Genomic DNA, 20,970 nt, shown 5'->3' with positions numbered 1-20,970 from the left:
ACTGTACATTCATTGCAACGGCGAGTGCCGTATCCCTTGTCCAAGGAGCTCGTCATGTCATCCATTTCTGCCCTCCCCCCAACCACCGAAGCCAATACCCCTGTGCTCGAGGCCATCCGCGAGGCCGTTGCGTACATTGAATTCACCCCACGCGGCCAGATCCTCGAGGCCAACGATCTGTTCCTCAAGACTGTAGGGCATCCACGCGAGGCGGTCCTTGGCCAGCACCACAGGATGTTCTGCAGTCCCGAGTACGCCCGCTCCATGCAGTACCGCGACTTCTGGCGCCGCTTGGCGGCCGGGGAGTCCCAGTCCGGTACCTTCCCGCGAGTGACGCATGACGGCGAAACCTTATGGCTGGAGGCCACCTATTTCCCGGTACGCAATGCTCAGGGGCAGGTGGAAAAGATCGCCAAGATCGCCTACGACGTCACCGAGAAACAGGAGCAGCTACGCGACCAGGCGGCGGTCTTCACCGCCCTGGATCGGTCCATGGCGGTCATCGAATTCACCCCGGAGGGCGAGATCCTCAAGGCCAACGACAACTTCCTTGAGGCGGTTGGCTATCGCCTCGAAGAGATCCAGGGCCAACACCATCGCCTCTTCTGCGACGACGCCTTTTATCGCGATCATCCGGATTTCTGGGAACGCCTGGCACGCGGCCAGTTCATGAGCGGCAAATTCCGACGCCTCAAGGCCAGCGGCGAGGAGCTGTGGCTAGAGGCCACCTACAACCCGATCCTCGACCCGCAGGGCCGGGTTGAGAAGGTCATCAAGTTCGCGACCGACATCACCGCCAGCGTGCATACGGCGCAGCGTACCCGAGAGGCCTCGTCTGTCGCCCACGACATGGCCCGGAAGACCGCGGAAAGCGCCCACAATGGCGAAGAGTCGCTGCGGCTGAACGCCCAACACACCGACCAGATCCGCACCGAAGTCCGCGCGGCCCAGGACGCGGTCGAGCGCCTGAACGCCGAGGCGCGCGACATCGAATCCATCATCGAGACCATCCGCACCGTGGCCGAGACCACCCGGATGCTGTCGCTTAACGCCGCGATCGAGGCGGCACGCGCAGGCGAGCAGGGACGCGGCTTTGCCGTGGTCGCCCAAGAGGTGCGCAAGCTCGCCGCCAACACCCGTGAAGCCACAACCCGTATCGCCGAGGTACTCAACGGCAATCTGGACCGTACCCGCGAAATCGCCGATCGCATCGACACCGTTCGCAGCGTCGCCGAACAGGCCGGCACGCAGGTGAAGGCCGTCCAGGACATCGTTAACGAGATCCGCGAAGGCGCGAATCTCGTGGTGGAATCCGTCTCCTCGATCCCTCACGATATTCGCACGTAAGGTTAGCCCTCTTTACTCGTCACTCACCGGCGCCGGTGTAATCCAGACTGTGCAAGGGGGAACCACCCGCGAAAAAACCTCGGCCCCACACGACAGTGCGCGCTCCTGACCGTCAACGGATCGGAGCATGGGCACCTTTCCTCCAAGTCCTGGTCCGATATCCTATAGCGCATCCTTCGATAAACCCCATGCCCATCATTCGTGCATTTTGGTTTGCCACACTCGTGCTGCTCGCATTGACCGCCCCGGTCCAGGCAGAAGAGCCCGTACAAGCGGTGCTGGCGGGTGGCTGCTTCTGGTCCATGCAGCCGCCCTTTGACGGGCGCGATGGAATCCTCGAGACCGAACTGGGGTACACAGGAGGCCACACCCTCAATCCTTCCTATTGGCAAGTCGTGACCGGAAAGACCGGCCACGTCGAGGCCGTACGCATCGTCTACGACCCGTCACGTATCGACTACGCCAAGATCCTGGATATCTTCTGGCGCAGCATCGACCCGACGGATGCCCATGGGCAGTTCTGTGATCGCGGCGCTCACTACCGCACCGCCATTTTTGCGCAGGATGCCGAGCAGCGGGCGATTGCCGAAACCTCACGCGACACACTCACCCGCGCGCAACGGTTCGACCGGCCGGTCGCCACCCAAATCCTCGGCGCAAAACCCTTCCACCGGGCCGAAGATGTGCACCAGGACTACTACCGCAAGCACCCGGAACGCTATGCCGACTATGTGGCGCAGTGCGGCCGCGAGGAACGCCTGCACGCGCTCTGGGGCCCGCCGAACGAGCGTCCACGCGAGCGTTAACCCCCATCACCCGCGCGCTAAAGTTCGCCTCAAATCGGCCGTTAACCAACTGTATCCGGAGAGTTCCGGCTACAGTTCCCGGCGGCGTGGCACCGGGGTAGGCCGCGGTCGCGGGCTGCGAGGGTCCTGGTGATCAACACGAATCTCCTGTCGCTGAATGCACAGCGTAACCTGCGCCTCTCTCAGGACGCCTTGCAGGTGGCATTGCAACGCCTGGCCTCCGGCCGCCGGATCAACTCGGCGCGCGACGACGCCGCAGGTCTTGCGATCAGCGAACGCTTCACCACCCAGATTCGCGGCCTCAATCAGGCCATGCGCAACGCGCAGGACGGCATCGCGTTGGCGCGGACCGCCGAAGGCGCACTCGGGTCGATGGGCGGCAACCTCCAACGCATACGCGAGCTGGCCCTGCAAGCCGCTAACGGGACCCTGTCGCCCTCCGACCGCCAAGCCCTGAATCAGGAGGCCCGGCAGCTTCTCGCCGAGACGAACCGGGTCGCTACGCAGACCACATTCAACGGACGCTCCCTACTTGACGGTAGCGCGCCCACCGCGTTTTTCCAGATCGGCGCCAACGCCGGGCAAACCCTTGCCGTGGGCCTGGGCAGCGGCATGCGCACCCAGGATCTTGGCGCAGTCGCCTCCGCCCGTACCGAGGATCTCACCAGCCTGTTCGAAACGGGACCCGTCACCGTCGACGGCGACTTCCGCATCCAGATCCGTGACGCCAACGAGATCGCGGTACCCGACGGCGACTACCACTCGGCACAGGAACTGGCAACGGCCGTGAACCGGATACTCGCGTCCCCGAGCCGGGCCTTTGCGACCCAGGACGGGCGTCTGGAGATCACGGCGCAGGAAGCAATCACCATCAGCGGCGATGCGGCGCTCAACACGCTCAACCTCTCAGCTACGCACACCGTGGGCGGAAACCTCACCGCCATCGACCTGAGCACGGCCCAGGGAGCCACCGATGCCCTCGCCCGCCTGGACCGGGCCATGGATCAGATCAACGCCCGGCGCAGCCAGCTCGGTGCGGTCCAGAACCGCTTCGAATCGACCATCGACAACCTCGGCATCAGCAGCGAGAACCTCTCGGCCGCCCGCAGCCGCATCCTGGACACCGATTACGCCACCGAGGTAGCCGCCCTGATCCGCGCCCAGATCCTGCAACAGGCCGGCATCGCCGTCCTCGCCCAGGCCAACCTCGCCCCACAGACCCTCCTGCGGCTGCTCACCTGAAACGCCATAACGGTCCTGACGCCGCACTGAATCCAAACCCAGTACGGGTCGCCCCCAACCACGATGGTAACGCCGCTCTCCCTACCCGGCGTGGCCGGGCAAACCGGACCAGAGCTCGTCAAGGTCCGGGAATGGCCATGCGGCCGGATCTTCGCGCCCGGCAATCGCGTCCTGGTGATGAGGTGCTGAGAGATCCACGATCCTGGGAGGAATCCGGCAGCCAGAGCTGGTGGAATAAAAGATCTTCACAACCGGCTTGAGCAGCGACCCGTCCGACTGGTCGACGACCACCCCAATCCGGCCCGACGCCATGCGCACCAGGGATCCCACGGGATAGATCCCCAGGCTCTTCACGAAGGCATGGAACACCTTGGTGTCGAAGTGCCCGTCGGCCCATTCGGCCATCTTCCGGATGGACTCGCCCGGGTCCCATCCATTCTTGTACGGGCGATTGGACGTGATCGCGTCATAGACGTCGCAGACCGCGCCCATCTTAGCAAACAGGCTGATCTGCTCGTCGGTGAGTCCCTCGGGATACCCCGAGCCATCCACCTTCTCGTGGTGATGCAGGCAGACATCCAGGGTGATCGGGTGCAGGGCCTCGTCAGCCGCCTGCAGGATACGGTACCCCTCGCCTGGATGGCGCTTCATCACGGCAAACTCCTCATCCGTCAGCTTGCCGGGCTTGTTGAGTACCTCCAGCGGCATGGCGGCCTTGCCGATGTCGTGCATCAACCCGGCCTCGCCGGCGGCCATGAGCTCCGCCTCCTCGAGCCCTAGCTCCCGCCCCAGTGCGACCATCAATGCGCACACCGCGACCGAGTGCATGTAGGTGTAGTCGTCGGCGTTCTTGAGACGGGCCAGGCTCACCAGGGCGCGGGAGTTACGGGTCACCGAATCGGTAATCTCCTCAACGACCTTGCGTGCCAGCTCCGTATCCACCGCCCGGCCCATGCGTGCCTCGCCAAAGATCGAGGTCATCGCGTGCCGCGATTTCTGGCAGATCGTGGCGGCCCGCTGCAGTTCTTCCGCGGTGGAGACCGGTTCCTGGTGGCGTTCCACGGCTGCCGCGGCCTGCAACGACGCCTGGACCTGGGCCTCGCGTTCCGCCTCCATCACAGCCTCTCCCGCACCCTCGAGGTCACGGCCCTTGGCGGTGTCGATCCACACTTCGCGGATGCTGCTATTGCGCAACGTGTCGAGCTCTTTCGGATCGTTCAGTAGAAAGTGCGTGCGCCAAAAGGGGTGCTCCATCCACGAGCCACAAAGCTCCTGGATGTACATTCCGGGGACGACATGCTCCACCTTGATCTTTTTCAGCATCCAACGCTCTGAGATTGCGACAACAGGCCCGGGCCTCGCTCCGGACCATGGATTATGAGGCCGGATCCAATACCCCACAAATCGCGGCTAACGGCGTCTAACGAGAGTCCACGATGCAGTGGCGGGACTCACGAGGAGAAACATAAGCAGCAAGGCCATCAAGGTGGCGGGACTGGCGGGGCGGGCCTGGCCGATCAGGGCATCGTCCTGCTACTGACCGGGCTCTCGACCGTCACCGAGGCCATCCGCTTGCGGCCCGCAGTCAACGTGGAGGGCGTACACCTCTCGGCCAGACGGCTCTTCCTCGTGCCCGGGCCCTGTCCATACCCTACTGGTAGCTGGATTCCTGAAACCTAACGTCACGCGATAACTTTGCTTCGTCAGCACGCAGTTCACGGCGGGTGTATCGGCACCTCTAGTGATCCAGTCGCAGCAGCCGCAAGAACAAACGAATTCAGGTGAATGCACTACACTCGCTCCAGAGGTCACCAGACGGGATGGTCGGGCGCGCCTCAAGGGGGTCAGCTGCGGCATCGGCCCATCATGCAGCAACGGGTCATGGAGTGATCCAAAGGGGGTGTGATGCCCAGAGTCCATTCGGCTCTGCCTTCCGGCAATGGCACGCGATACTCCGACCATCTGGCGCGCAGCACCTTGCGCGCCTGGGTGGGTATGTCTTTCGTGAGCGCTAGCCTGCTGATTATTGGCGGCCTGACGCTGTCCTGGGTGATTGTCTACACCGCCGGGGGCGCGGACAGCATCGTCCCGCATCTCTACTACGTGCCCATCCTGTTTGCCGCCGCGCGTTTCGGCGCGGGTGCCGCCCTCGCGGTGGCCCTGGTCGCCGGCGTACTGGCCGGGCCACTCACCCCTGTGGATGTCAGCGCTGGGATCGCCCAGGAAACCGAGCGCTGGTTAACCCGCACGGGTTTCTTCGTGGGCATCGGCCAGCTGATGGCCTGGCTGGTAATCCCGGCCCTGCACCCAGTCACCGAAGAACTGCGGCGGATGCGTCAGGAGCTCGATATCCGACGCGGGCTGCGGCATAACGAGTTCTTCCTGCGTTACCAGCCCATCTACTCGCTTGAGCAGGAGCGTTATGTGGGTGCCGAGGCTTTGATCCGCTGGCAGCACCCGATCCGGGGCGAGCTCGCGCCCGCAGACTTCCTGGAGGTAGCGGAGGATTCTGCGCTCATCCACGACATCAGTGATCTGGCCCTGAACGAGGGTTGTCGCCAGGCAACCGCGTGGAAGGCATTGGCTGCCGAACATGGGCGCCCGCCCTGGCACGTGGCAATCAACCTCTCGGCCCGGGATTTGTTGCGTCCGGAAATGGCTGCGCACGTCGCCAGTGCAGTGGAACTCCATCACCTGCCACCCGATCTGCTACACCTCGAGCTGACTGAAACGGTGCTCGCACTGGACGATTCCACCGATGCCCTGAACCAACTCAAGTCCCTGGGCGTACAGCTCGCTATAGACGACTTTGGCACTGGCTATTCATCGCTGGCCTACCTCAATCGCTTCCCCATTGACATCCTCAAGATCGATCGCCACCTGATCTCCGGGCTCGGCCTGGCTGCATCCGCTCGTGACCTCTCGCGCGGTATTGTCCTGCTCGCTGAATCGCTGGGGCTTCGCACCATCGCCGAGGGGGTGGAGACCGGCGAACAACTGTCGATCAGCCGAGAGCTGCAGTTTGACTGTATACAGGGCTACTACTTCGCCCGCCCCCTCCTGGCCGACGAGATCCCGTACCTCCTGCTCTCCGATCAACCGCACAAGGGCCGCCTTCATTCAGTCCAGTAATTCCCTCTTGGGAGACAAGATTTCGATGCATACGCCCACCCCGCGCTGAAGCGAATGATGGTCAGGTACAACCGACTAACGGCCGGGCGCGGTAGCATTAGGGGCACTTGTTAGCGGAAATCCCAATGATGCTGTTCTGGCTCACGCTGGTGCCCTTCGTCGTGTTGTTCGCACTACTGGTGCCTCTGCGCCGGCCCGCGTACGAAGCAGCACCCGTGGCATACCTGGCCACGCTGGTGCTGGCCGTGGCCATCTGGGAAGTCGGCGGGATGGTCATCGTGACCAGCCTGCTGGATGCATCCGTGGTGTTCGTCGAAGTCCTGCTCATCATCGTCTTCGCACTCCTGGTGCTGAACGTGATGATCGTGACCGGGCACATGAACGCCATCCAGCAGGTGATCGCCAGCGTATCCCGCGACCATCGCGTCCTGGCGATGCTGCTGGGCTGGGGTCTGGTGGGATTCGTCGAGGGCATCGCCGGCTTTGGCACGCCGGCGGTTCTGGCCGCCCCGTTGCTGGTGTATTTCGGCATGAAACCGCTCAAGGCGGTCGCGATCGCGCTGATCGGGAACAGCACGGCGGTGCCCTTTGGCGCCGCGGGCACCCCGGTGATCATCGGGTTTGCCGGCCTCGGGCTGGAGGAGGCGACACTTGAGGAAGCCGTACGCCAGACGGCCATGATCCACGCAGTCCTCGCGATCTTCATCACCATCTTCATCACCTGGGTCGCCACACTGGGCGAGGCCAAGGGACGCTTCCGCGAGTTCCTGCCGTTCGCCACCCTGTCCGCACTCGCTTTTGGCATCCCGTATCTGCTGGTCGCATGGCTGATCGGACCGGAGCTACCCTCGATTATCGGCGGCGTGGTGGCCATGGCCGTGATCGCGTTGGCGGCCCACCGCGGGCTGTTTCTTCCCAGCCACCAGCCTCGGGCGGAGTCCGTGGAACAGGCGCCGATCGGGCGCGTACTACTGGCATTCGTACCGTTTGTCGTGATGGCTCTGGCCCTCAGCGCCTCGCGCACCATCATGCCGCTGCGCGAGGCCCTGCAATCGGTGCGCTGGTCACCGGGTGACACCCTCGGGATCGAACTGGGCCAGAGCCTGTCGCCGCTGTACACGCCGTATTTCTACTTCGCCCTGGCCCTGATCACGGCGCTGATCCTGTTTCGGGTGAGTCGAGCCTCGCTAGGGGAGGCCGTCGTAGCCACCTGGAGCAAGCTGCGCGTCGCGGCCATCGTACTGGCGTTCATTATTGCCCTAACCCAATTGCTCCTGGTCTCCGGTCAAAATGCCGCGGGCCTACCCTCCATGCCGCAGGTACTGGGACAGGGCCTGGCCGAACTGCTGGGTGGGACGTTTGTGCTGCTCAGCGCCTTCCTGGGGGCACTGGGCTCGTTCATGACCGGGAGTGCCACGGTCTCCAACCTCCTGTTCGCGCAGCTCCAGGTGGATACGGCGGATGCCCTGGCGATCACCCTGCCCTCGGTGCTGGCCCTGCAGCTGATTGGCGCCGGAGTAGGCAACATGATTTCGCTGCACAACATCGCCATGGCCGCCGCCGCGGCAGGGCTGCAGGCGCGCGAAGGCCAGGTCATACGCGAGACCATCATCCCGGTGATCGTCGTGTGCCTGGGCGCCGGATTGCTGGCGCTGGTCTGGTAAGCGACTCGGCCGAACCGCTACTGGCCGAAATAGTCGCGCAGGAGCTGCGTGGTGCGGGCAGCGGGGTCCTCGCGGATGCGGCGTTCCTCGTCGGCCAGGATGGTGAACAACCCGTCCAGGGCATGATCGGTCACGTAGCGATCCAGATCCACGTCCAGGCTGGACAGACCGGGGATACGACCCGCGGCGTCACGCAACGGTTGATATACGCGATAGACATCGGCCCGTTCCATCTGCTCGCGCACAATGGGCATATAACGCTCGCGCAGGGTCGATTCCGACGCGCCCCGCAGATACTGTGTGGCGGCATCCTCCTCGCCACTTAACACGCCTTGTACATCCTCCGGGCGCATCTGCCGGATGGCACTGACGAACACCGGAACCGCCTCCTGCGCGGCGGCCTCCGCCGCCCGGTTCATACGCCGTTGCAGATCGTCGACCTCGCTGGCAAAGCCCACCCGGCGCAACGTATCGCCCGCCTGTTGCAGCTCCTGCGGTAGTCCGATCCGAATCAATTCATTGCCCCAGTACCCGTCCTCGCGTCCGGTCCGGTCGACCGTGCGCTCGGTCCCCACGCGCAGCGCCTCGCGGATGGCGTCCTCGGCGCGGTCGCCCCCGCCGTTCCCAAGGCCAAGATCACGCACGTCCAGGCCGGCGCAGGCCGTCAACAGAAAGGGTAGAAGTAGAAACGGGACCAACTTCGATAGGCGCATGCCAGAACTCCTTTGAGGCCAACGCCGTCATCATACACAGCGCACTACCCAACCCCGGAAAGAAACGCCAGCGCATCAACCGCTACCGGTCCATCGCACCGCTTGCTGTACACGCCCAATTGCCCGATCGTGTGGAACGAAATGAAGCCGAAGAACACACATCCATCCCGGCGCCGCCGACGCCTGACCGCCTTCCTGGTATTGCTAGGCGCCCCCCTGCTGGTCCTGGCCATCTGGGTGGGCTGGGCCGAGCAGAACCCGGAACAGGAGCGTGAGCTGCGCGTCGAGGTACAGGACCGCCTGCAGCAGTGGTTCCCTGAGGCGATGGAGTTGCCCGACGAATTGGTCGGCTTCGTGCCCCGCTCCGAGACCTTCACCGCCGACCAACCGCCGGACGTGCTGATGCTGCACGGGCTCGACGAGCCGGGCGATATCTGGGACGCCCTCTCCGAAGCGCTGGACGACACCGGAACCAACGCCTGGGAGTTCCGCTATCCCAACGACCAGGCCATCGACCACAGCACCGACCTCCTGGCCCAGCATTGGGACCAACTCGAAGGTGACGACCCACTGATCCTGATTGGCCACAGTATGGGGGGGCTGGTGATCCGTGATTTCGTAACGCGTTACCTCCACCCTTCGGCAGCACCGCCGCAGATCGGGGGCCGCCCGGTAGCCGGCGTCATCCTGGTCGCAACCCCCAATCATGGCTCCGAGTGGGCCCGCCTGCGCGTCTGGCTGGAGGTTCGCGAGTGGCTGGCCGACATCCAGGAACAGCGCTTCTCGCTATTTGCGGGCCTGCGCGACGGCACCGGCGCGGCCAAGATCGACCTGCGTCCGGACAGCGCCTTCCTCGCCGATCTGAATGCGCGCCCATGGCCGGAGGGCATACCCATACGCATCATTGGCGGCATACTCCCCGAACCCACCCCAGCGATGCGTGAGAGCCTGGCCGCCCTGGACGACCAAATCGATCTCGAGGCCGTGGCCGGCCGCATCAGCGAATGGTGGGAACAGACCGACGAAGAACTGGGAGACGGCGTGGTGCCGGTGGAGTCGCTTACCCTGCAGAGTCACCCCGAGCCACTCATCCTGGAGGCCTCGCACCGCGGACTTCTGGTCCCCGGACCGCTGACCGACGAACCGCCGGCGATCGACCCCGTGCTGGAGATCGTCGACAAATGGCGCGAGCAGCGAATCAACTAATCCCCGAACAGCCGCTGCCACCAGCGACGGCGGCTTCCGGTGGGCGGCATCGCCGCCTCCAGGTCCACCGGCCGCACCCGCGAGATCACCCAGCCCGGCAGCACACGAAGCCCCGAGGAACCGCAACTCGATCCAAGGTTATTGGGATCAAAGATCTTTACGAATGCCGGGTTCTCGCGGTCATCGACGTAGACAATCCCGCAATACTCCTCGTCGTGGTCCCGACGCAGCAGCGCATCCACCTCGTCGATAAAACGCAAAAAGCGTTCCGCGGGTGCCGGTTCCCGGGGCACCTCTTCACCAACGGCATAGACATACCAGGCACCGTCCGCCCGCTCGCGCAGTTGTGCCCACAACCGATCCAGTTGCTCCCAGTGGAGGATCCCGGTCGAACCCGCCTCGAAACGCTGAAGAAAGTCGGGGTCGGGCAAGGGTTGCGCAAGGGACATGCTAGGAATCCGGGGCCAGGGCAGAGAGGGTCATCCTAGGCTGCCGTCCACGAGCCTACAAGCATCCAGCACTTGCATGGAACCCCGCACGCACGGGATGCTCTTAGACGATAGAACCTGGCCGCAAAGACGATCCACTCATGCGAACCATCAGCCACGCTACATCTCTGCGCGCCGAGCCGCAGCAGGTCTTCGATCTGCTCAGCCATGTGCCGAACTTCGTGGAGCTGTGCGACCACGTCGAGCACATCGAGGATCTGGGCGACGATCGTTACCGCTGGACCATCCGGGCGGCCGGGATGCGCCTGGATTTCGACGTCGAGGTCTGCAGCGCGATCGCCCCGGAACACTTCGCCTGGCGCTCCATTCGCGGGATTCACAATCGCGGCAGCTACCGGCTGCAGCCAGAAGGCGATGGGCACACGCGGGTAGAGTTCGAGCTGGAATACAAACTGAACCCGCTGCTCGACGCAGCGGTGCGCCGCGCCGCCCAGTCACTAGTAGATCGGGTATCGGGCCAGCTGATGGCGCGCGCTCAACAACGTCTCGATGCCGAGGCGGCGCGTTCCTGAGCGACGCGATTCAGGCGCCGTCGGTCGCAGCCGCTGGGCGGGTCTGGTGGCTGCTGGCGAGCAGATCGCGAAGAGTACGGCCGTCCAGGCGCTCCTGCCGCGCCACATCGACTTCCTTCAACGTCGTCTCCACCGCCGGGCTACCACGTAGCCGTCGGATTGCGTGATCATCGGTATCCTCGCGCAGGGCCGCCAGGATCTCCTCGACACGGATGGCATCCAGATCGCGCGCCGGCACCAGATGCTGCCCCTCCGCGCCTGCCTTGAGCAGGAGCCCGGCATCTTCCAGACGCCGAGCTGCATCACCCAGCGCATTGCCCGGCACCGCCAGAGCCACCGCGACCTCATCCAGCGTCGGCGCGGGTTTGCCATCATGGAAACGCTGCCCCACCTGCTGCATCAGATGAAGCCCCATACGCTCGCGGGCCGCACCGGAAAGCCGCAACCGCAGACCGCGTACATTCATGTACTCGGGGTGCTGGACGAAGAACGCCACGTTTGCGCCGATCAAAAGGATCAGCCAGGCCAGGTAGATCCAGATCAGCAGCATGATCATGATGGCGAAGCTGGAGTAGATCGCCGCATAACGAGTGGAGCCCGCCACCATGTTGGCAAACACCCAGCCGACGCTCTGCCACAGCAACCCGGCCACCACCGCTCCGAACAGCGCCGGGAGAATCTTCACTCGCGTGTTCGGCACGAACACATAGATAAAGGCGAAGGCGGCGATGATCAGCAAATACGGCACCAGCCGCGAGATCTCGGTAATCAGCATGCCAAAGGGCTCGACCCCGGCAATCGCCTGCATCGCCGCCGACGACATCACCGTGGCAGTGACCCCCAACGCCGAAACCACCAGCACAGGCCCGATCAGGATCACCGACAGATAGTTCGAGAAGCGCTGCGCCAGGCTGCGGCTACTTTCCACCCGCCAGATGGTGTTGAACGCCAGCTCGATCTTCTGCACCAGCGCGATCACCGTATAGACCAGGAACAGCAGGCCCACAAAGCCGAGTACGCCCACTCGCATGTTGTCGACGAAATCGAGCACATTGTGCGCAATCTCGACGCCTTGCTCGCCCAGCGGCTCCAGCACGCCGAGCAGGAACGGCTCGACCGCGTTGTGCGCCCCAAAGGCCTTGAGTACCGAGAACGACAGCGCCAGCAACGGCACCATCGATAACAGCGTGGTGTAGACCAGGCTCATCGCGCGCAGGGTCAACTGGCCTTCGCCGACTTCCCGCGCCAGGGCAAACAGGCCCCGCACCATCCCGAGAGGGACCGCCTTCCAGCGCGGGAGCGCGGACAGGTCGGTGTCGTGGATCAGCTCAAGGATCCGCCGACGGCGTGCATCCAGTCGTTCGGCCCAGGCTACACCGGCCACGCAACCCCCTTGCGATGATGATCGTGCGTCACGACCCGGCTACTTCTGCTGCCACTGACCGTTGCGATCCTGATACCAGTAACCCGACGGGGCCTCCTCCACCCAGACGCGGGCGAAGGTCTCGCGAATCTGACGCTCCCAGTCCGGGCGGTCATTGGCCCGGGCAATCTCGCGGTACAGGGAATCGCGGTCCGAGTTCTCCTCGCTCACCAGGCGCTGCACTGTGCTGCGATCCCGCAACGGGATCTCGGAGAGATCGCGGATCACCACGTCACCGTTGTTACCGAAACCGATTGCGCCACTGCGCAAGTGCGGCGACAGTTGCGGGGCCCGTTCCCGGATCGAGGCGCGGATGCGATTGATCGCGGGCGTCTCGATCTGCAGGTTCGGGCTTTGTGCCGCCGCCGGGCTCACCAATCGCTCCAGCACCCAAGCCACTACCGGGGTCCCATTCGCTGCCGCCGCCTGACGAACCTCCGGCGCATCCAGGCGCGCACCCGGCTCGGACTCCGGCGTGGACTCGGCGTCCGGCACCTGCAGTGCATCACGCACGATGGCACGAGCCGCCTCCTCCGCCGCAGCGGTGGGGAAGTAGATATTGATGGTCACGCAGCCCGCGAGCAGCGCGAACATCAGGGCCAACCCCGGAACACTCCACAAAGCCTTCATGCCTGTCATTCCTTGTTCGGGCGGGTGACTCCCGCATGTGTCCAATCTACACCATCAACCTGAACCACAACCAAATGCCGAGGCGGGATCATTGCACCGTGGGGCCCTCTCCGGCCTGGATAGTCGCCAGACGATTGATCAACTCCGGCCAGTCCACCCGCCGGTTGTAACCAATCACCTGAATCTGTGGCAGCCCACCACCCTGCACCAGCACAAACCCACCGTCGGGCCGGTCCGCGACCCCGGAGGCCGTACATACCTCTCCGCGCAGCTCGCAGCGAAAACCCAACCGGCGATAGCTGAAGTTCTCGAAAAAGCGCAGGAAGATGGACGAAGCCGCCGCCTGGATCCCACCGCCCAACTCGGTGATGTTCTCCACTGCGCGTTGGCTAATGCGCCGGCGGCCCGGATGATCCATCGGCGTCATCAGCTCCAGATCCATGTGAACCGGGGACCAGTCGATCATGACCAAGTCGTTCACATGTCCTGACAACCGTCCCTGAACGCGTCCTATATCGAACGCCCGCGTGACCAGCTCCAGGTCCAGCCGCTGGATCTGGGTCGATAACCCAAGCTCCGGGGCATACCCGAACAGATCGTGGATATAGACATCGCGCAAAATGACCTCGCCATCGAACACCTGGACCAGCAAGCGACCATCGACGTTCAGATCCCCATCCTCCAGGCGCACGCGCGGGATCATCCCGGCGATCTGCCCCGAGAATCGAGGCCAGCCCAGGACCTCGGTCAACGGCTCCAGACTGATGGCGCGAATCCCGCCCTGGAACTGCACATCCGGTCCGGTCTCAGTCTGCTGCACATTGAAAGCCCCGATCCGCAAGCCACCATCCAGGATCGGGATCTCGGTCGGCTCCAGAAGCTCCAGGCCCTGTGGGCGCGCTCGTACCTGGGCAACGAAACCCTCGAACGGCAATCCGTACAGATGGGCACCTTCCAGCGCAATCCGGCCCGGCTGACCCGGCACGCTATCCGACCAATCCAGATCGCCGGACGCGCCGTGGATTCCAAAACGCCCACGCCGATCCTCGGCTTCCAGAGAGGACCATTGAGCCCGGGCATTGCGCGGCGCGGACGCCTGCAGCTCTAACCCGACGTTCATGCGCCCCTTCGTCTCCAAATCACCCAGGGGCGTGCCCACCAGCCAGGGAGACAACAGCGCATCGTAAACCACCTCCAACGCCCGGACCTCGGCGTCGAATACGCCATCCAGCCCCCGCTCCGGCGCGAACTCCAGGGCCCGACCGCGCACCGCAAGCGCCTCGCCATAGTCCAACGCCAGCGTGTCGGCACGCCCCTCCTGGGTAGCCGCATCGGCTACCAGGCCACGCGCCGCGAGCACCAACGGGCCATCGGTTTCGACATCCACAAACCATGGATCGACGAAGACCACCCCCGCCGTCAGTGATGCGTCCACATCCCAGCCCCGGGCATCCCCCACGAGCTGGAGACGGCCGTCCAGCTCCTCGCCAGCCTGCAAGCCAAGGGCGTCACTAAAGGCGAGGTCGCGTATCACCAGGGTCGCCTGAGAGCGCCTTCCTTCGCGCCAGTCCAGTGTCAGATCCGCGAGGCCCTGTCCTAAGTCGACCGGGAGCTCCAGTGGTAGCCGCGGCGAAGCGGCGAGCGCTGCCAGGTCGAATTCCCGCAGGTCGGCGCGCACCTCCCAGCCTCGTGCTGGATCGAGATGCGCACGCACTTCGCCCCGCGCCCCAAACCAGCCAGGCCATGAGCCCGCCAGGGTAAGCTCACCGCTCTCTCGCCCCCAGCGCAGGCTCACCGGGGCGCCGCGCAGGTCCAGATCCCCGGCATCGCCCCACAGTCGCGCGGCATCGCAACGTATCTGTGCCCGACTGACCCGCAGGTCGGGACACTCCACACGCACCCGCTTCAACACCCCGACGGGCTCGGGCAAGGTGAACTGCTCGGCCCTGACCTCCAGCGACAACCCCGCCTGCGACCACCGAACTCGCGAACTCAGACCTCGGGCATCAAGACCATCACGCAACAGCGATTCGATCTTCAAATCCAGTTGAATGCCCTCCTCCGGGGGAGGCTCGGAATCCGCCGCAACACTCAGGCCCGTCCATCCGCAAAGCAGCAGACCGACCGCCGCGACACGCCACACCGGTGGACGGCGCCATCGCTGCATCAGGCGGGGTCGCTCCGCCCTTGCAAGCGGTCACGCAGGGGCCGCGCCAGCCGGGCGAGCCATTCGCGCAGGGCAAACTGGGAGGTCTCCAGTGCCTCCCAACGCGGCAGAAAGTCCGTGATCTGGCGCGGATCCCCGGTCGGACCTCGAAAGCCCGCGGGGGCCGGATCGGCCGCCATGCCAGCGCGTTCGAAGCAGGCCAGGGCCCTCGGCATGTGGAGTGCCTGGGTCACTACCAGGACTCGTTGCACATCGCTGTTTTGCAGACGCTGGCGGGTATGTGTGGCGTTCTCGCAGGTATTGCGCGAGGTGTTCTCCAGCCAACGCACCGGCACCCCAAGATCACCTTGCAATGCCGCCGCCATCAGCTCCGCCTCCGACCGCCGACCGGGCAGGGCACCAGGACTGCCACCCGAGACCAGGATTGGCAGCCCGGTGTCCCGGTGCAGCCGCGCGGCGTGGCGCACACGTTCGTGGGTCTGGGGATTCAGCGCATCCCGGCCGCCATCCTCGCCACGCCCGGGCAGGCGCCCGCCCCCCAACACCACGATGGCATCCGCCCGCCCTACGGCCAGGACCTGATCGCGCAGGTCGCGTTCGATGCTGTGAGCCAGCGGCTGAGCGACAATATTGAGACTGGGCAGAACGAGGGCCAGCAACCCAACCGCCAGCAACGGCCGGCCACCGCGCCAGTCCGCCCGCCAAAAGGCGATCCCAACCAGGGTCAGCACCATGCCGAGCCCCGGTGGCAGGAGCAGGTGTTCGGCGACCGTCTGCAGGCTGGCGAGCACGCGGGTCTCGGCTCGCGGCCGCCGTTACTTCTTGCCCGGCGAGTAGAGGTAGTGGGCGTAGGTGGCCACGTCCTCGGAGACCCGGCGAATCAGGTGATCCAGACTGATGATTGCGAACTCCAGCAGGTTCACCGCGATGTAGGGCTGCTCGACACGCAGGCGATCGTACATCGAGCGCGACAGGCGCAGCAGGCGCGTATTGTCGCTGAGGGCGCGCATACGGACCCCGCGCGGCACCCGGTCAAAGAAGGACATGGACCCGGCCAACTCGCCAGTCTGCATGCGGCCGACCTCGATCTCCTGGCTCCCGTCATCGTGGTATAGCGCGGCGGTCCCACTAACCACGAAGAACAGCGACTCTCCGACCTCGCCGATATCGGCGATCACCTGCTTGTGGTGGGTCTCCAGCACCTCCAGGTATTCGAGCAGAACCTCGACCTCGGCCGGCGTCAGCGACGCGGAGATCGGGTGTTTGGAGAGGAATTCGGTCAGCAGTTCCTTGGACATGGAGAGGCTTCCTTCTGACGGGTCCGCAGTAGAAGTGAGAGTCCTTTAGAGTATAACGAACGCGGCCCCGGGACGGGGCCGACGCCGAACACCGGGGGAGGTATCACTTGATCGACATCGACGTCCTGCGCCGCCACCTGCCGCAGCGCCTGCGCGACGGGCGCGCCGTCCTGCTGGTCACCGCCCCGGAGGCCGCGGGCCGCCCGCCGGACGTGGAGCAGGAGACGGTGGCGGCATTTCTCGACCGGCCACCCGAACAGCGTATACCGCTGGTGCTGCTTCCGGACACACTCAGCGAACTGGACGTCACCACGGGACAACAACTGCTGGGAGGCCTGCGCGACCGCTGGGCCGACGAGGTGCTGATCCTGCACCGGCTGGACGATCCACGTTGGGACCTGAACGATTTCCTTGCGCTCGGATTCCGGCGCGATCCCGAGGCGGAGGCCGCCGCGCCGGATCACGCCGTCTATCGCACCAGCCTGTACGACTACAAGCTCACCCCGGACTGGCTGAACGCCCGCTTTTGGGCCAACCCGGAGATGTGGGACCGGGCGCGCTGGTGATTCAGTCCTCCGGATTCAGGCGCGGATGCGTCTCCTCGCCCCACCACCAGACCAGGGCGCCGGAGAGGAATATCGCGATCACCACGAACCAGAAGCCCCAGATCACCGAGCCGCCCAGGTGGGCGACGATGCCCAGCCCCAGCGCACCCACGCCATAGCCAAGATCACGCCAGAACCGATAGGTCCCGATCGCCGAGCCGCGCCAGTTCGGATGGGCAATATCCGCCACCGCCGCACTGAGGTTGGGATACAGCAGCGCCATCCCGAAGCCGGTCACCGCCGCGGCAAATGACCACCACAGCACGCCCTCGCCCAGCAATGTGAGCGCCACCCCACCACCGCAGATCCACATGCCCCAGACAATAGGTTGCAGGCGCCCGATGTGGTCGGACAGCCGCCCGGTGACGAACTGCGAGCCGCCCCAAACGAAGCCATAGATCCCTACCACCCAGCCGATCGCCGCCAGGCTGAGCCCCTGCTGGTACAGGAATACGGGGTAGAACACCCAGACCAGGGCATCCACGAACTTCTCCACCAGCCCCGCCTGGCTGAACGCCGCCATGCGTCGGTCGCGCCAGGACATCAGGGTGAACACCTCCCAGGTGGTCGGTGTGTCGGAAATATTCTTTGGGTAACGAGCGACCGGACCGGTGGACTGCCCCGCCGCATGCCGAGCGCCCTCGGCTTTGGCCCAATCGAGGGTCTCGCGCACGAAGAGCGCGGTCATCACGATGGCCACGGCAATCACCACCAGACCGAAGATCAAGAGACCCATGCGCGGGCCAACGGCGGCGGCCATGTAACCGGTCACGATCCCGGCCACGGCGACCCCGACATAGCCGGAGAACTCGTTCATGCCCATCGTGAAGCCGCGTTCGTCCGCGCGGGTGATATCCATCTTGGACGTTTGCGTCATCGACCAGGCCAGCCCCTGATTCACGCCCAGCAGCACCGTAGCCGCGACAATCCAGCTCCAGGACGGCGCATAGAGGATCATGAACGGGATCGGGATGGCGGCAATCCAGCCCAGCATCAGAACCGTCTTGCGTCCGAACCGTTCGGACAGGCGCCCGGCCACGAAATTGAGCACCCCCTTCACCACCCCGAAGGCAACCACGAACGCCGTCAACAGCATGAACGAGCCCTCGGCCACGCCGAACTCGCTCTCCGCCAGCGCCGGCACCACCGTGCGCATCATCCCGATGGTCAGGCCCACGAAGAAGACCTGGATCAGCTGCTGACCAAACTGACCGAGGTTATCCCGAATGCCGTGCGTCAGATGGGCGTAGGCCTCAGCGGCCTTGTGATCGTCGGTCATTCCGTGGCCTCCTTTTGATCCGACTCCATCTCCAATGGCAAGCCTTGATAACGCCATTCGGCAATGCCGTCGTCGAATCGACTGGCGTGGATGCCGTGCTCACCCAGAATCTCCACCGCCTCCCGGGCCATCAGGCAGTAGGGCCCACGGCAATACGCCACCACGGGTCGGTCCTTCGGCAACTCTCCGAGGCGAGTACGCAGTTCATTGACCGGTATCGAGCGCGCATAGGGCAGATGCCCTTTCGCATATTCCATGCCCGGCCGCACATCCAGCACGATCAAATCCCCTCGCCGCGCCTGATCCAGCAACTCGGCTCCGGCCATCGGGGCCAGCTCGCCAGGGCCCTCGGCCATCTGCCGGGTAGCGGCCTGTAGTTCAAGCAGCCGCTCCTCGGCCAGCGTGCGCAGCAGCACCCAGAAATCGGCCACATGCTGGTCCACCAGGCGATAGAACATCCGCCGACCCTCACGCCGGGCCTCGACCAGACGGGCTTGGCGCAGCTGTTTCAAGTGGGCACTGGTCAGCTTCACGCTGATCTCGGCGTCGGCCGCCAATTGCTCAACACTCTTTTCGCCCTGCACCAGCAGCTCGATCAATTCGAGGCGCTTGGGGCTCGCTGCGGCCCGAGCAATGCGCGCGACCTGGTCATACAGCAAATCTTTCAGTTCACGACCCGACATGATCAGTTATTCCAATATTCGTTTGAATACACGATAGAGAAAAGATGAGAGATCAGCAAGGGTGCGCGACGTGGCGGCGCAAAGCCCCTTCGAGGCCGAGTCCGCCCATTTAGTAAGCGATATTTTGACGTCACCGAATAACCGAGTAACGTACTCAGGAACTTCAATTAGAAGTTGCTTACTAACTGAATGAGCTTCCCGTGCCTTCGGGCACCTTCCCCCGAAAAGGAGGACGTTATGAGCCAGCTGATCAACAACTTCCCGGCCGACGGTGTGGTCACCATCAACCGTGTGATCCTCAAGCCGGAATACACCATCGATGACCTGCAGGAACGCGTCGCGGTGCTGTGCGAGAACGTGAAGACCTACCACTCGGACACGGGCTTCGTCGGCGGCTTCGTCGCCCTGAATTCCGGGTCCGTCTCCAACGAGGGCTCCACCATTGGGCAGGCGGTCGAAAGCCCGATGAAGGACAAGGAAGCGCTGATTATCACCTTCTGGAACAGTTTCGAGGAACACGAAGCCTCGCACCAGAGTGAGACGTTCCAGCCGCTATTCCAGCAGGTCCTCGAGCTGTGCGAGAACGGGAACGAAGAGATTGCCTACGAAATGCTGTGGTCCGGAGCCGCCTATGATCCGGAGCAGGCGCAGGCCGCACGCGAGGCGAAGGAGACACACGCGGCCTGAGGGTCGCGATCCAGGAACTGTCGTCTCTCCAACGACTGTACCCATTGCCGGGGCCTTGCGCCCCGGCTTTTTTGTCACCCCCCGACCGCGCCTCCATAGCCCCCTGTAGGAGCCTGCTTGCAGGCGAATTCTCCTGACCACCTCTAATTTTGGCAGGGGCTTCGCCTGCAAGCAGGCTCCTACGATTTTTGGGGTGTGCTGAACCGGTGGTCATCTCGAGCATCCGGGTTCTTTCTGACGCCGGAGATTCCGGCTATACGCTTCACTCCGGCCGGGAAGACCGCGTGGCCTCTAAACGCAGATGGGTGTTCTCGCTCCGGCCGCGCCGGCCCCAAACAAGTCCCGCGGCATGGCCACGGGGCTTGCTGGGTATGCCGAAAAGCATCGGTCTCAGCGGGATGCGTCGTCCTGATCCTCGGGCTCGTGCATCTCCGGCGGCGAAGACAGGGTGTGGGTCTTCTCGTCGTAGCGCCCCTTCAGCTCGTCGGTCTTGCTGTTTTCCCACAGCGGAACACCGACGAAATACCCGGCGCGCCCGATCGCATGGGCGGCCACCGGGGCGGTCAACAGCAGGAAGCCGATCACCGCCACCGCGCGCGTGGTCACGCCGCCGTCACCGAAGTACACCGCGACCCCGACCATCATCAGGCCGGCCCCCAGTACGCCGGCCTTGGTGGTCGCATGCAACCGCATCGGCAGATCCGGCATACGAACCAGACCCAGGGCCGCGACCACCATAAAGGCCGCGCCGACCACCAGGAACAATCCGGTCAGGAACTCAATCATTTTCGCGATGCCCCCCTTTCTCGAGGTAACGGGCAAAGCCGACTGCCGCCAGGAAGGCCGTCAACGCCAGCACCATGGCCACATCGATAAACGGCGTACGGCCACTGGAGATCACATAGACCGCAATGAAGCCGATGGTTAGCGAGGCAATCAGCTCCAGGGCGACCACACGATCCGGCAGCGTCGGCCCCTGCAGCAGGCGCCAGAACCCCAGCACCAGTGCGAGACTCAAAAGACCATTGGCCGTCAGCAGTGCAATTTCGAACATCGTCACACCCCGC

21 protein-coding genes are annotated in these 20,970 nt (G+C 64.3%); 9 read left to right on the top strand and 12 right to left on the bottom strand.

Going from position 1 to position 20,970, the window contains the following annotated elements; genetic code table 11:
• Positions 1-54 precede the first annotated feature (54 nt).
• The 3 genes from D002_RS0104785 to D002_RS0104775 all read left to right on the top strand — a co-directional run bounded on the left by D002_RS0104785 (position 55) and on the right by D002_RS0104775 (position 3,395).
• Positions 55-1,347, top strand: a complete 1,293-nt coding sequence (locus D002_RS0104785) for a PAS domain S-box protein (protein WP_018140773.1) — start codon at positions 55-57, stop codon at positions 1,345-1,347.
• Between the two features lie 188 nt (positions 1,348-1,535).
• Positions 1,536-2,153 carry a peptide-methionine (S)-S-oxide reductase MsrA gene (gene msrA, locus D002_RS0104780; protein WP_018140772.1) on the top strand — a complete coding sequence of 206 codons (618 nt, stop codon included), beginning with the start codon at positions 1,536-1,538 and terminating at the stop codon, positions 2,151-2,153.
• A 129-nt stretch (positions 2,154-2,282) separates the two neighbouring features.
• The gene (locus D002_RS0104775) at positions 2,283-3,395 is read left to right on the top strand and encodes a flagellin (protein WP_018140771.1); all 1,113 of its coding nucleotides are present in this window, start codon (positions 2,283-2,285) and stop codon (positions 3,393-3,395) included.
• 81 nt (positions 3,396-3,476) lie between these two features.
• Here the strand turns inward: D002_RS0104775 and D002_RS0104770 are convergent, their stop codons facing one another.
• On the bottom strand, positions 3,477-4,718 hold the full coding sequence (locus D002_RS0104770; protein WP_018140770.1) for an HD-GYP domain-containing protein: 1,242 nt from the start codon (positions 4,716-4,718) through the stop codon (positions 3,477-3,479).
• A 582-nt stretch (positions 4,719-5,300) separates the two neighbouring features.
• Between D002_RS0104770 and D002_RS0104765 the strand changes: the two genes are divergently transcribed.
• Together D002_RS0104765 and D002_RS0104760 are read left to right on the top strand one after the other, a co-directional pair.
• The gene (locus tag D002_RS0104765; protein WP_018140769.1) at positions 5,301-6,527 is read left to right on the top strand and encodes a bifunctional diguanylate cyclase/phosphodiesterase; all 1,227 of its coding nucleotides are present in this window, start codon (positions 5,301-5,303) and stop codon (positions 6,525-6,527) included.
• 128 nt (positions 6,528-6,655) lie between these two features.
• Positions 6,656-8,191 (top strand): L-lactate permease, encoded by a 1,536-nt coding sequence (locus D002_RS0104760; RefSeq protein ID WP_026181523.1) that lies wholly within the window; start codon positions 6,656-6,658, stop codon positions 8,189-8,191.
• 17 nt (positions 8,192-8,208) lie between these two features.
• On the opposite strand, the gene D002_RS0104755 is transcribed toward D002_RS0104760, so the two are convergent.
• Positions 8,209-8,904 (bottom strand): DUF4197 domain-containing protein, encoded by a 696-nt coding sequence (locus tag D002_RS0104755; RefSeq protein WP_018140767.1) that lies wholly within the window; start codon positions 8,902-8,904, stop codon positions 8,209-8,211.
• 141 nt (positions 8,905-9,045) lie between these two features.
• Between D002_RS0104755 and D002_RS0104750 the strand changes: the two genes are divergently transcribed.
• Positions 9,046-10,110 (top strand): alpha/beta fold hydrolase, encoded by a 1,065-nt coding sequence (locus tag D002_RS0104750; protein ID WP_018140766.1) that lies wholly within the window; start codon positions 9,046-9,048, stop codon positions 10,108-10,110.
• On the opposite strand, the gene D002_RS0104745 is transcribed toward D002_RS0104750, so the two are convergent.
• Positions 10,107-10,559 carry a hypothetical protein gene (locus D002_RS0104745; protein WP_018140765.1) on the bottom strand — a complete coding sequence of 151 codons (453 nt, stop codon included), beginning with the start codon at positions 10,557-10,559 and terminating at the stop codon, positions 10,107-10,109. The genes D002_RS0104750 and D002_RS0104745 overlap by 4 nt on opposite strands.
• Positions 10,560-10,699: 140 nt before the next feature.
• Between D002_RS0104745 and D002_RS0104740 the strand changes: the two genes are divergently transcribed.
• A complete protein-coding gene (locus D002_RS0104740; protein ID WP_018140764.1) occupies positions 10,700-11,131 on the top strand; it encodes an SRPBCC family protein in 432 nt (143 codons plus the stop codon).
• Positions 11,132-11,141: 10 nt separating this feature from the next.
• Here the strand turns inward: D002_RS0104740 and D002_RS0104735 are convergent, their stop codons facing one another.
• The 5 genes from D002_RS0104735 to D002_RS0104715 all read right to left on the bottom strand — a co-directional run bounded on the left by D002_RS0104735 (position 11,142) and on the right by D002_RS0104715 (position 16,649).
• A complete protein-coding gene (locus tag D002_RS0104735) occupies positions 11,142-12,515 on the bottom strand; it encodes a YihY/virulence factor BrkB family protein (protein ID WP_018140763.1) in 1,374 nt (457 codons plus the stop codon).
• Positions 12,516-12,554: 39 nt separating this feature from the next.
• A complete protein-coding gene (locus tag D002_RS0104730) occupies positions 12,555-13,184 on the bottom strand; it encodes a YdbL family protein (protein WP_018140762.1) in 630 nt (209 codons plus the stop codon).
• Between the two features lie 88 nt (positions 13,185-13,272).
• Complete coding sequence (locus D002_RS0104725; protein ID WP_018140761.1) at positions 13,273-15,351, bottom strand: hypothetical protein; 2,079 nt, start codon at positions 15,349-15,351, stop codon at positions 13,273-13,275.
• A complete protein-coding gene (locus D002_RS0104720) occupies positions 15,351-16,142 on the bottom strand; it encodes a YdcF family protein (RefSeq protein WP_018140760.1) in 792 nt (263 codons plus the stop codon). The genes D002_RS0104725 and D002_RS0104720 overlap by 1 nt, the downstream gene beginning before the upstream one ends.
• Before the next feature lie 24 nt (positions 16,143-16,166).
• The gene (locus tag D002_RS0104715) at positions 16,167-16,649 is read right to left on the bottom strand and encodes a Crp/Fnr family transcriptional regulator (RefSeq protein WP_018140759.1); all 483 of its coding nucleotides are present in this window, start codon (positions 16,647-16,649) and stop codon (positions 16,167-16,169) included.
• A 107-nt stretch (positions 16,650-16,756) separates the two neighbouring features.
• Here D002_RS0104715 and D002_RS0104710 point away from each other — a divergent pair, with 107 nt between their 5' ends.
• Entirely contained in the window at positions 16,757-17,215 is a 459-nt protein-coding gene (locus tag D002_RS0104710; protein ID WP_018140758.1) for a DUF6231 family protein, read from the top strand.
• Between the two features lies 1 nt (position 17,216).
• On the opposite strand, the gene D002_RS0104705 is transcribed toward D002_RS0104710, so the two are convergent.
• Positions 17,217-18,533 carry an MFS transporter gene (locus D002_RS0104705; RefSeq protein ID WP_018140757.1) on the bottom strand — a complete coding sequence of 439 codons (1,317 nt, stop codon included), beginning with the start codon at positions 18,531-18,533 and terminating at the stop codon, positions 17,217-17,219.
• Positions 18,530-19,216 carry a metalloregulator ArsR/SmtB family transcription factor gene (locus tag D002_RS0104700; protein ID WP_018140756.1) on the bottom strand — a complete coding sequence of 229 codons (687 nt, stop codon included), beginning with the start codon at positions 19,214-19,216 and terminating at the stop codon, positions 18,530-18,532. The genes D002_RS0104705 and D002_RS0104700 overlap by 4 nt, the downstream gene beginning before the upstream one ends.
• Positions 19,217-19,453: 237 nt before the next feature.
• On the opposite strand from D002_RS0104700, the gene D002_RS0104695 reads away from it, so the two are divergent.
• The gene (locus D002_RS0104695) at positions 19,454-19,903 is read left to right on the top strand and encodes a hypothetical protein (protein WP_018140755.1); all 450 of its coding nucleotides are present in this window, start codon (positions 19,454-19,456) and stop codon (positions 19,901-19,903) included.
• Positions 19,904-20,293: 390 nt separating this feature from the next.
• Here the strand turns inward: D002_RS0104695 and mnhG are convergent, their stop codons facing one another.
• Together mnhG and D002_RS0104685 are read right to left on the bottom strand one after the other, a co-directional pair.
• Positions 20,294-20,689, bottom strand: a complete 396-nt coding sequence (gene mnhG / locus D002_RS0104690; protein WP_018140754.1) for a monovalent cation/H(+) antiporter subunit G — start codon at positions 20,687-20,689, stop codon at positions 20,294-20,296.
• Positions 20,682-20,957, bottom strand: a complete 276-nt coding sequence (locus tag D002_RS0104685) for a cation:proton antiporter (protein ID WP_018140753.1) — start codon at positions 20,955-20,957, stop codon at positions 20,682-20,684. The genes mnhG and D002_RS0104685 overlap by 8 nt, the downstream gene beginning before the upstream one ends.
• Positions 20,958-20,970 lie beyond the last annotated feature (13 nt).

The sequence above is a fragment of the Thioalkalivibrio sp. ALJ7 genome (assembly GCF_000376865.1).
In the GTDB taxonomy this organism is placed as follows: domain Bacteria; phylum Pseudomonadota; class Gammaproteobacteria; order Ectothiorhodospirales; family Ectothiorhodospiraceae; genus Thioalkalivibrio.
The sequence above is the reverse complement of the archived record's forward strand: the minus strand, read 5'-3'. Positions and strand labels throughout refer to the sequence as shown.

Bases quoted from the DNA above. Each gene is read 5' to 3' on its own strand.
- D002_RS0104785 (WP_018140773.1), top strand. From the start codon at position 55: ATGTCATCCATTTCTGCCCTCCCCCCAACCACCGAAGCCAATACCCCT.
- msrA (WP_018140772.1), top strand. From the start codon at position 1,536: ATGCCCATCATTCGTGCATTTTGGTTTGCCACACTCGTGCTGCTCGCA.
- D002_RS0104770 (WP_018140770.1), bottom strand. From the start codon at position 4,718: ATGCTGAAAAAGATCAAGGTGGAGCATGTCGTCCCCGGAATGTACATC.
- D002_RS0104765 (WP_018140769.1), top strand. From the start codon at position 5,301: ATGCCCAGAGTCCATTCGGCTCTGCCTTCCGGCAATGGCACGCGATAC.
- D002_RS0104760 (WP_026181523.1), top strand. From the start codon at position 6,656: ATGCTGTTCTGGCTCACGCTGGTGCCCTTCGTCGTGTTGTTCGCACTA.
- D002_RS0104755 (WP_018140767.1), bottom strand. From the start codon at position 8,904: ATGCGCCTATCGAAGTTGGTCCCGTTTCTACTTCTACCCTTTCTGTTG.
- D002_RS0104750 (WP_018140766.1), top strand. From the start codon at position 9,046: ATGAAGCCGAAGAACACACATCCATCCCGGCGCCGCCGACGCCTGACC.
- D002_RS0104745 (WP_018140765.1), bottom strand. From the start codon at position 10,559: ATGTCCCTTGCGCAACCCTTGCCCGACCCCGACTTTCTTCAGCGTTTC.
- D002_RS0104740 (WP_018140764.1), top strand. From the start codon at position 10,700: ATGCGAACCATCAGCCACGCTACATCTCTGCGCGCCGAGCCGCAGCAG.
- D002_RS0104730 (WP_018140762.1), bottom strand. From the start codon at position 13,184: ATGAAGGCTTTGTGGAGTGTTCCGGGGTTGGCCCTGATGTTCGCGCTG.
- D002_RS0104725 (WP_018140761.1), bottom strand. From the start codon at position 15,351: ATGCAGCGATGGCGCCGTCCACCGGTGTGGCGTGTCGCGGCGGTCGGT.
- D002_RS0104715 (WP_018140759.1), bottom strand. From the start codon at position 16,649: ATGTCCAAGGAACTGCTGACCGAATTCCTCTCCAAACACCCGATCTCC.
- D002_RS0104705 (WP_018140757.1), bottom strand. From the start codon at position 18,533: ATGACCGACGATCACAAGGCCGCTGAGGCCTACGCCCATCTGACGCAC.
- D002_RS0104700 (WP_018140756.1), bottom strand. From the start codon at position 19,216: ATGTCGGGTCGTGAACTGAAAGATTTGCTGTATGACCAGGTCGCGCGC.
- D002_RS0104695 (WP_018140755.1), top strand. From the start codon at position 19,454: ATGAGCCAGCTGATCAACAACTTCCCGGCCGACGGTGTGGTCACCATC.
- mnhG (WP_018140754.1), bottom strand. From the start codon at position 20,689: ATGATTGAGTTCCTGACCGGATTGTTCCTGGTGGTCGGCGCGGCCTTT.
- D002_RS0104685 (WP_018140753.1), bottom strand. From the start codon at position 20,957: ATGTTCGAAATTGCACTGCTGACGGCCAATGGTCTTTTGAGTCTCGCA.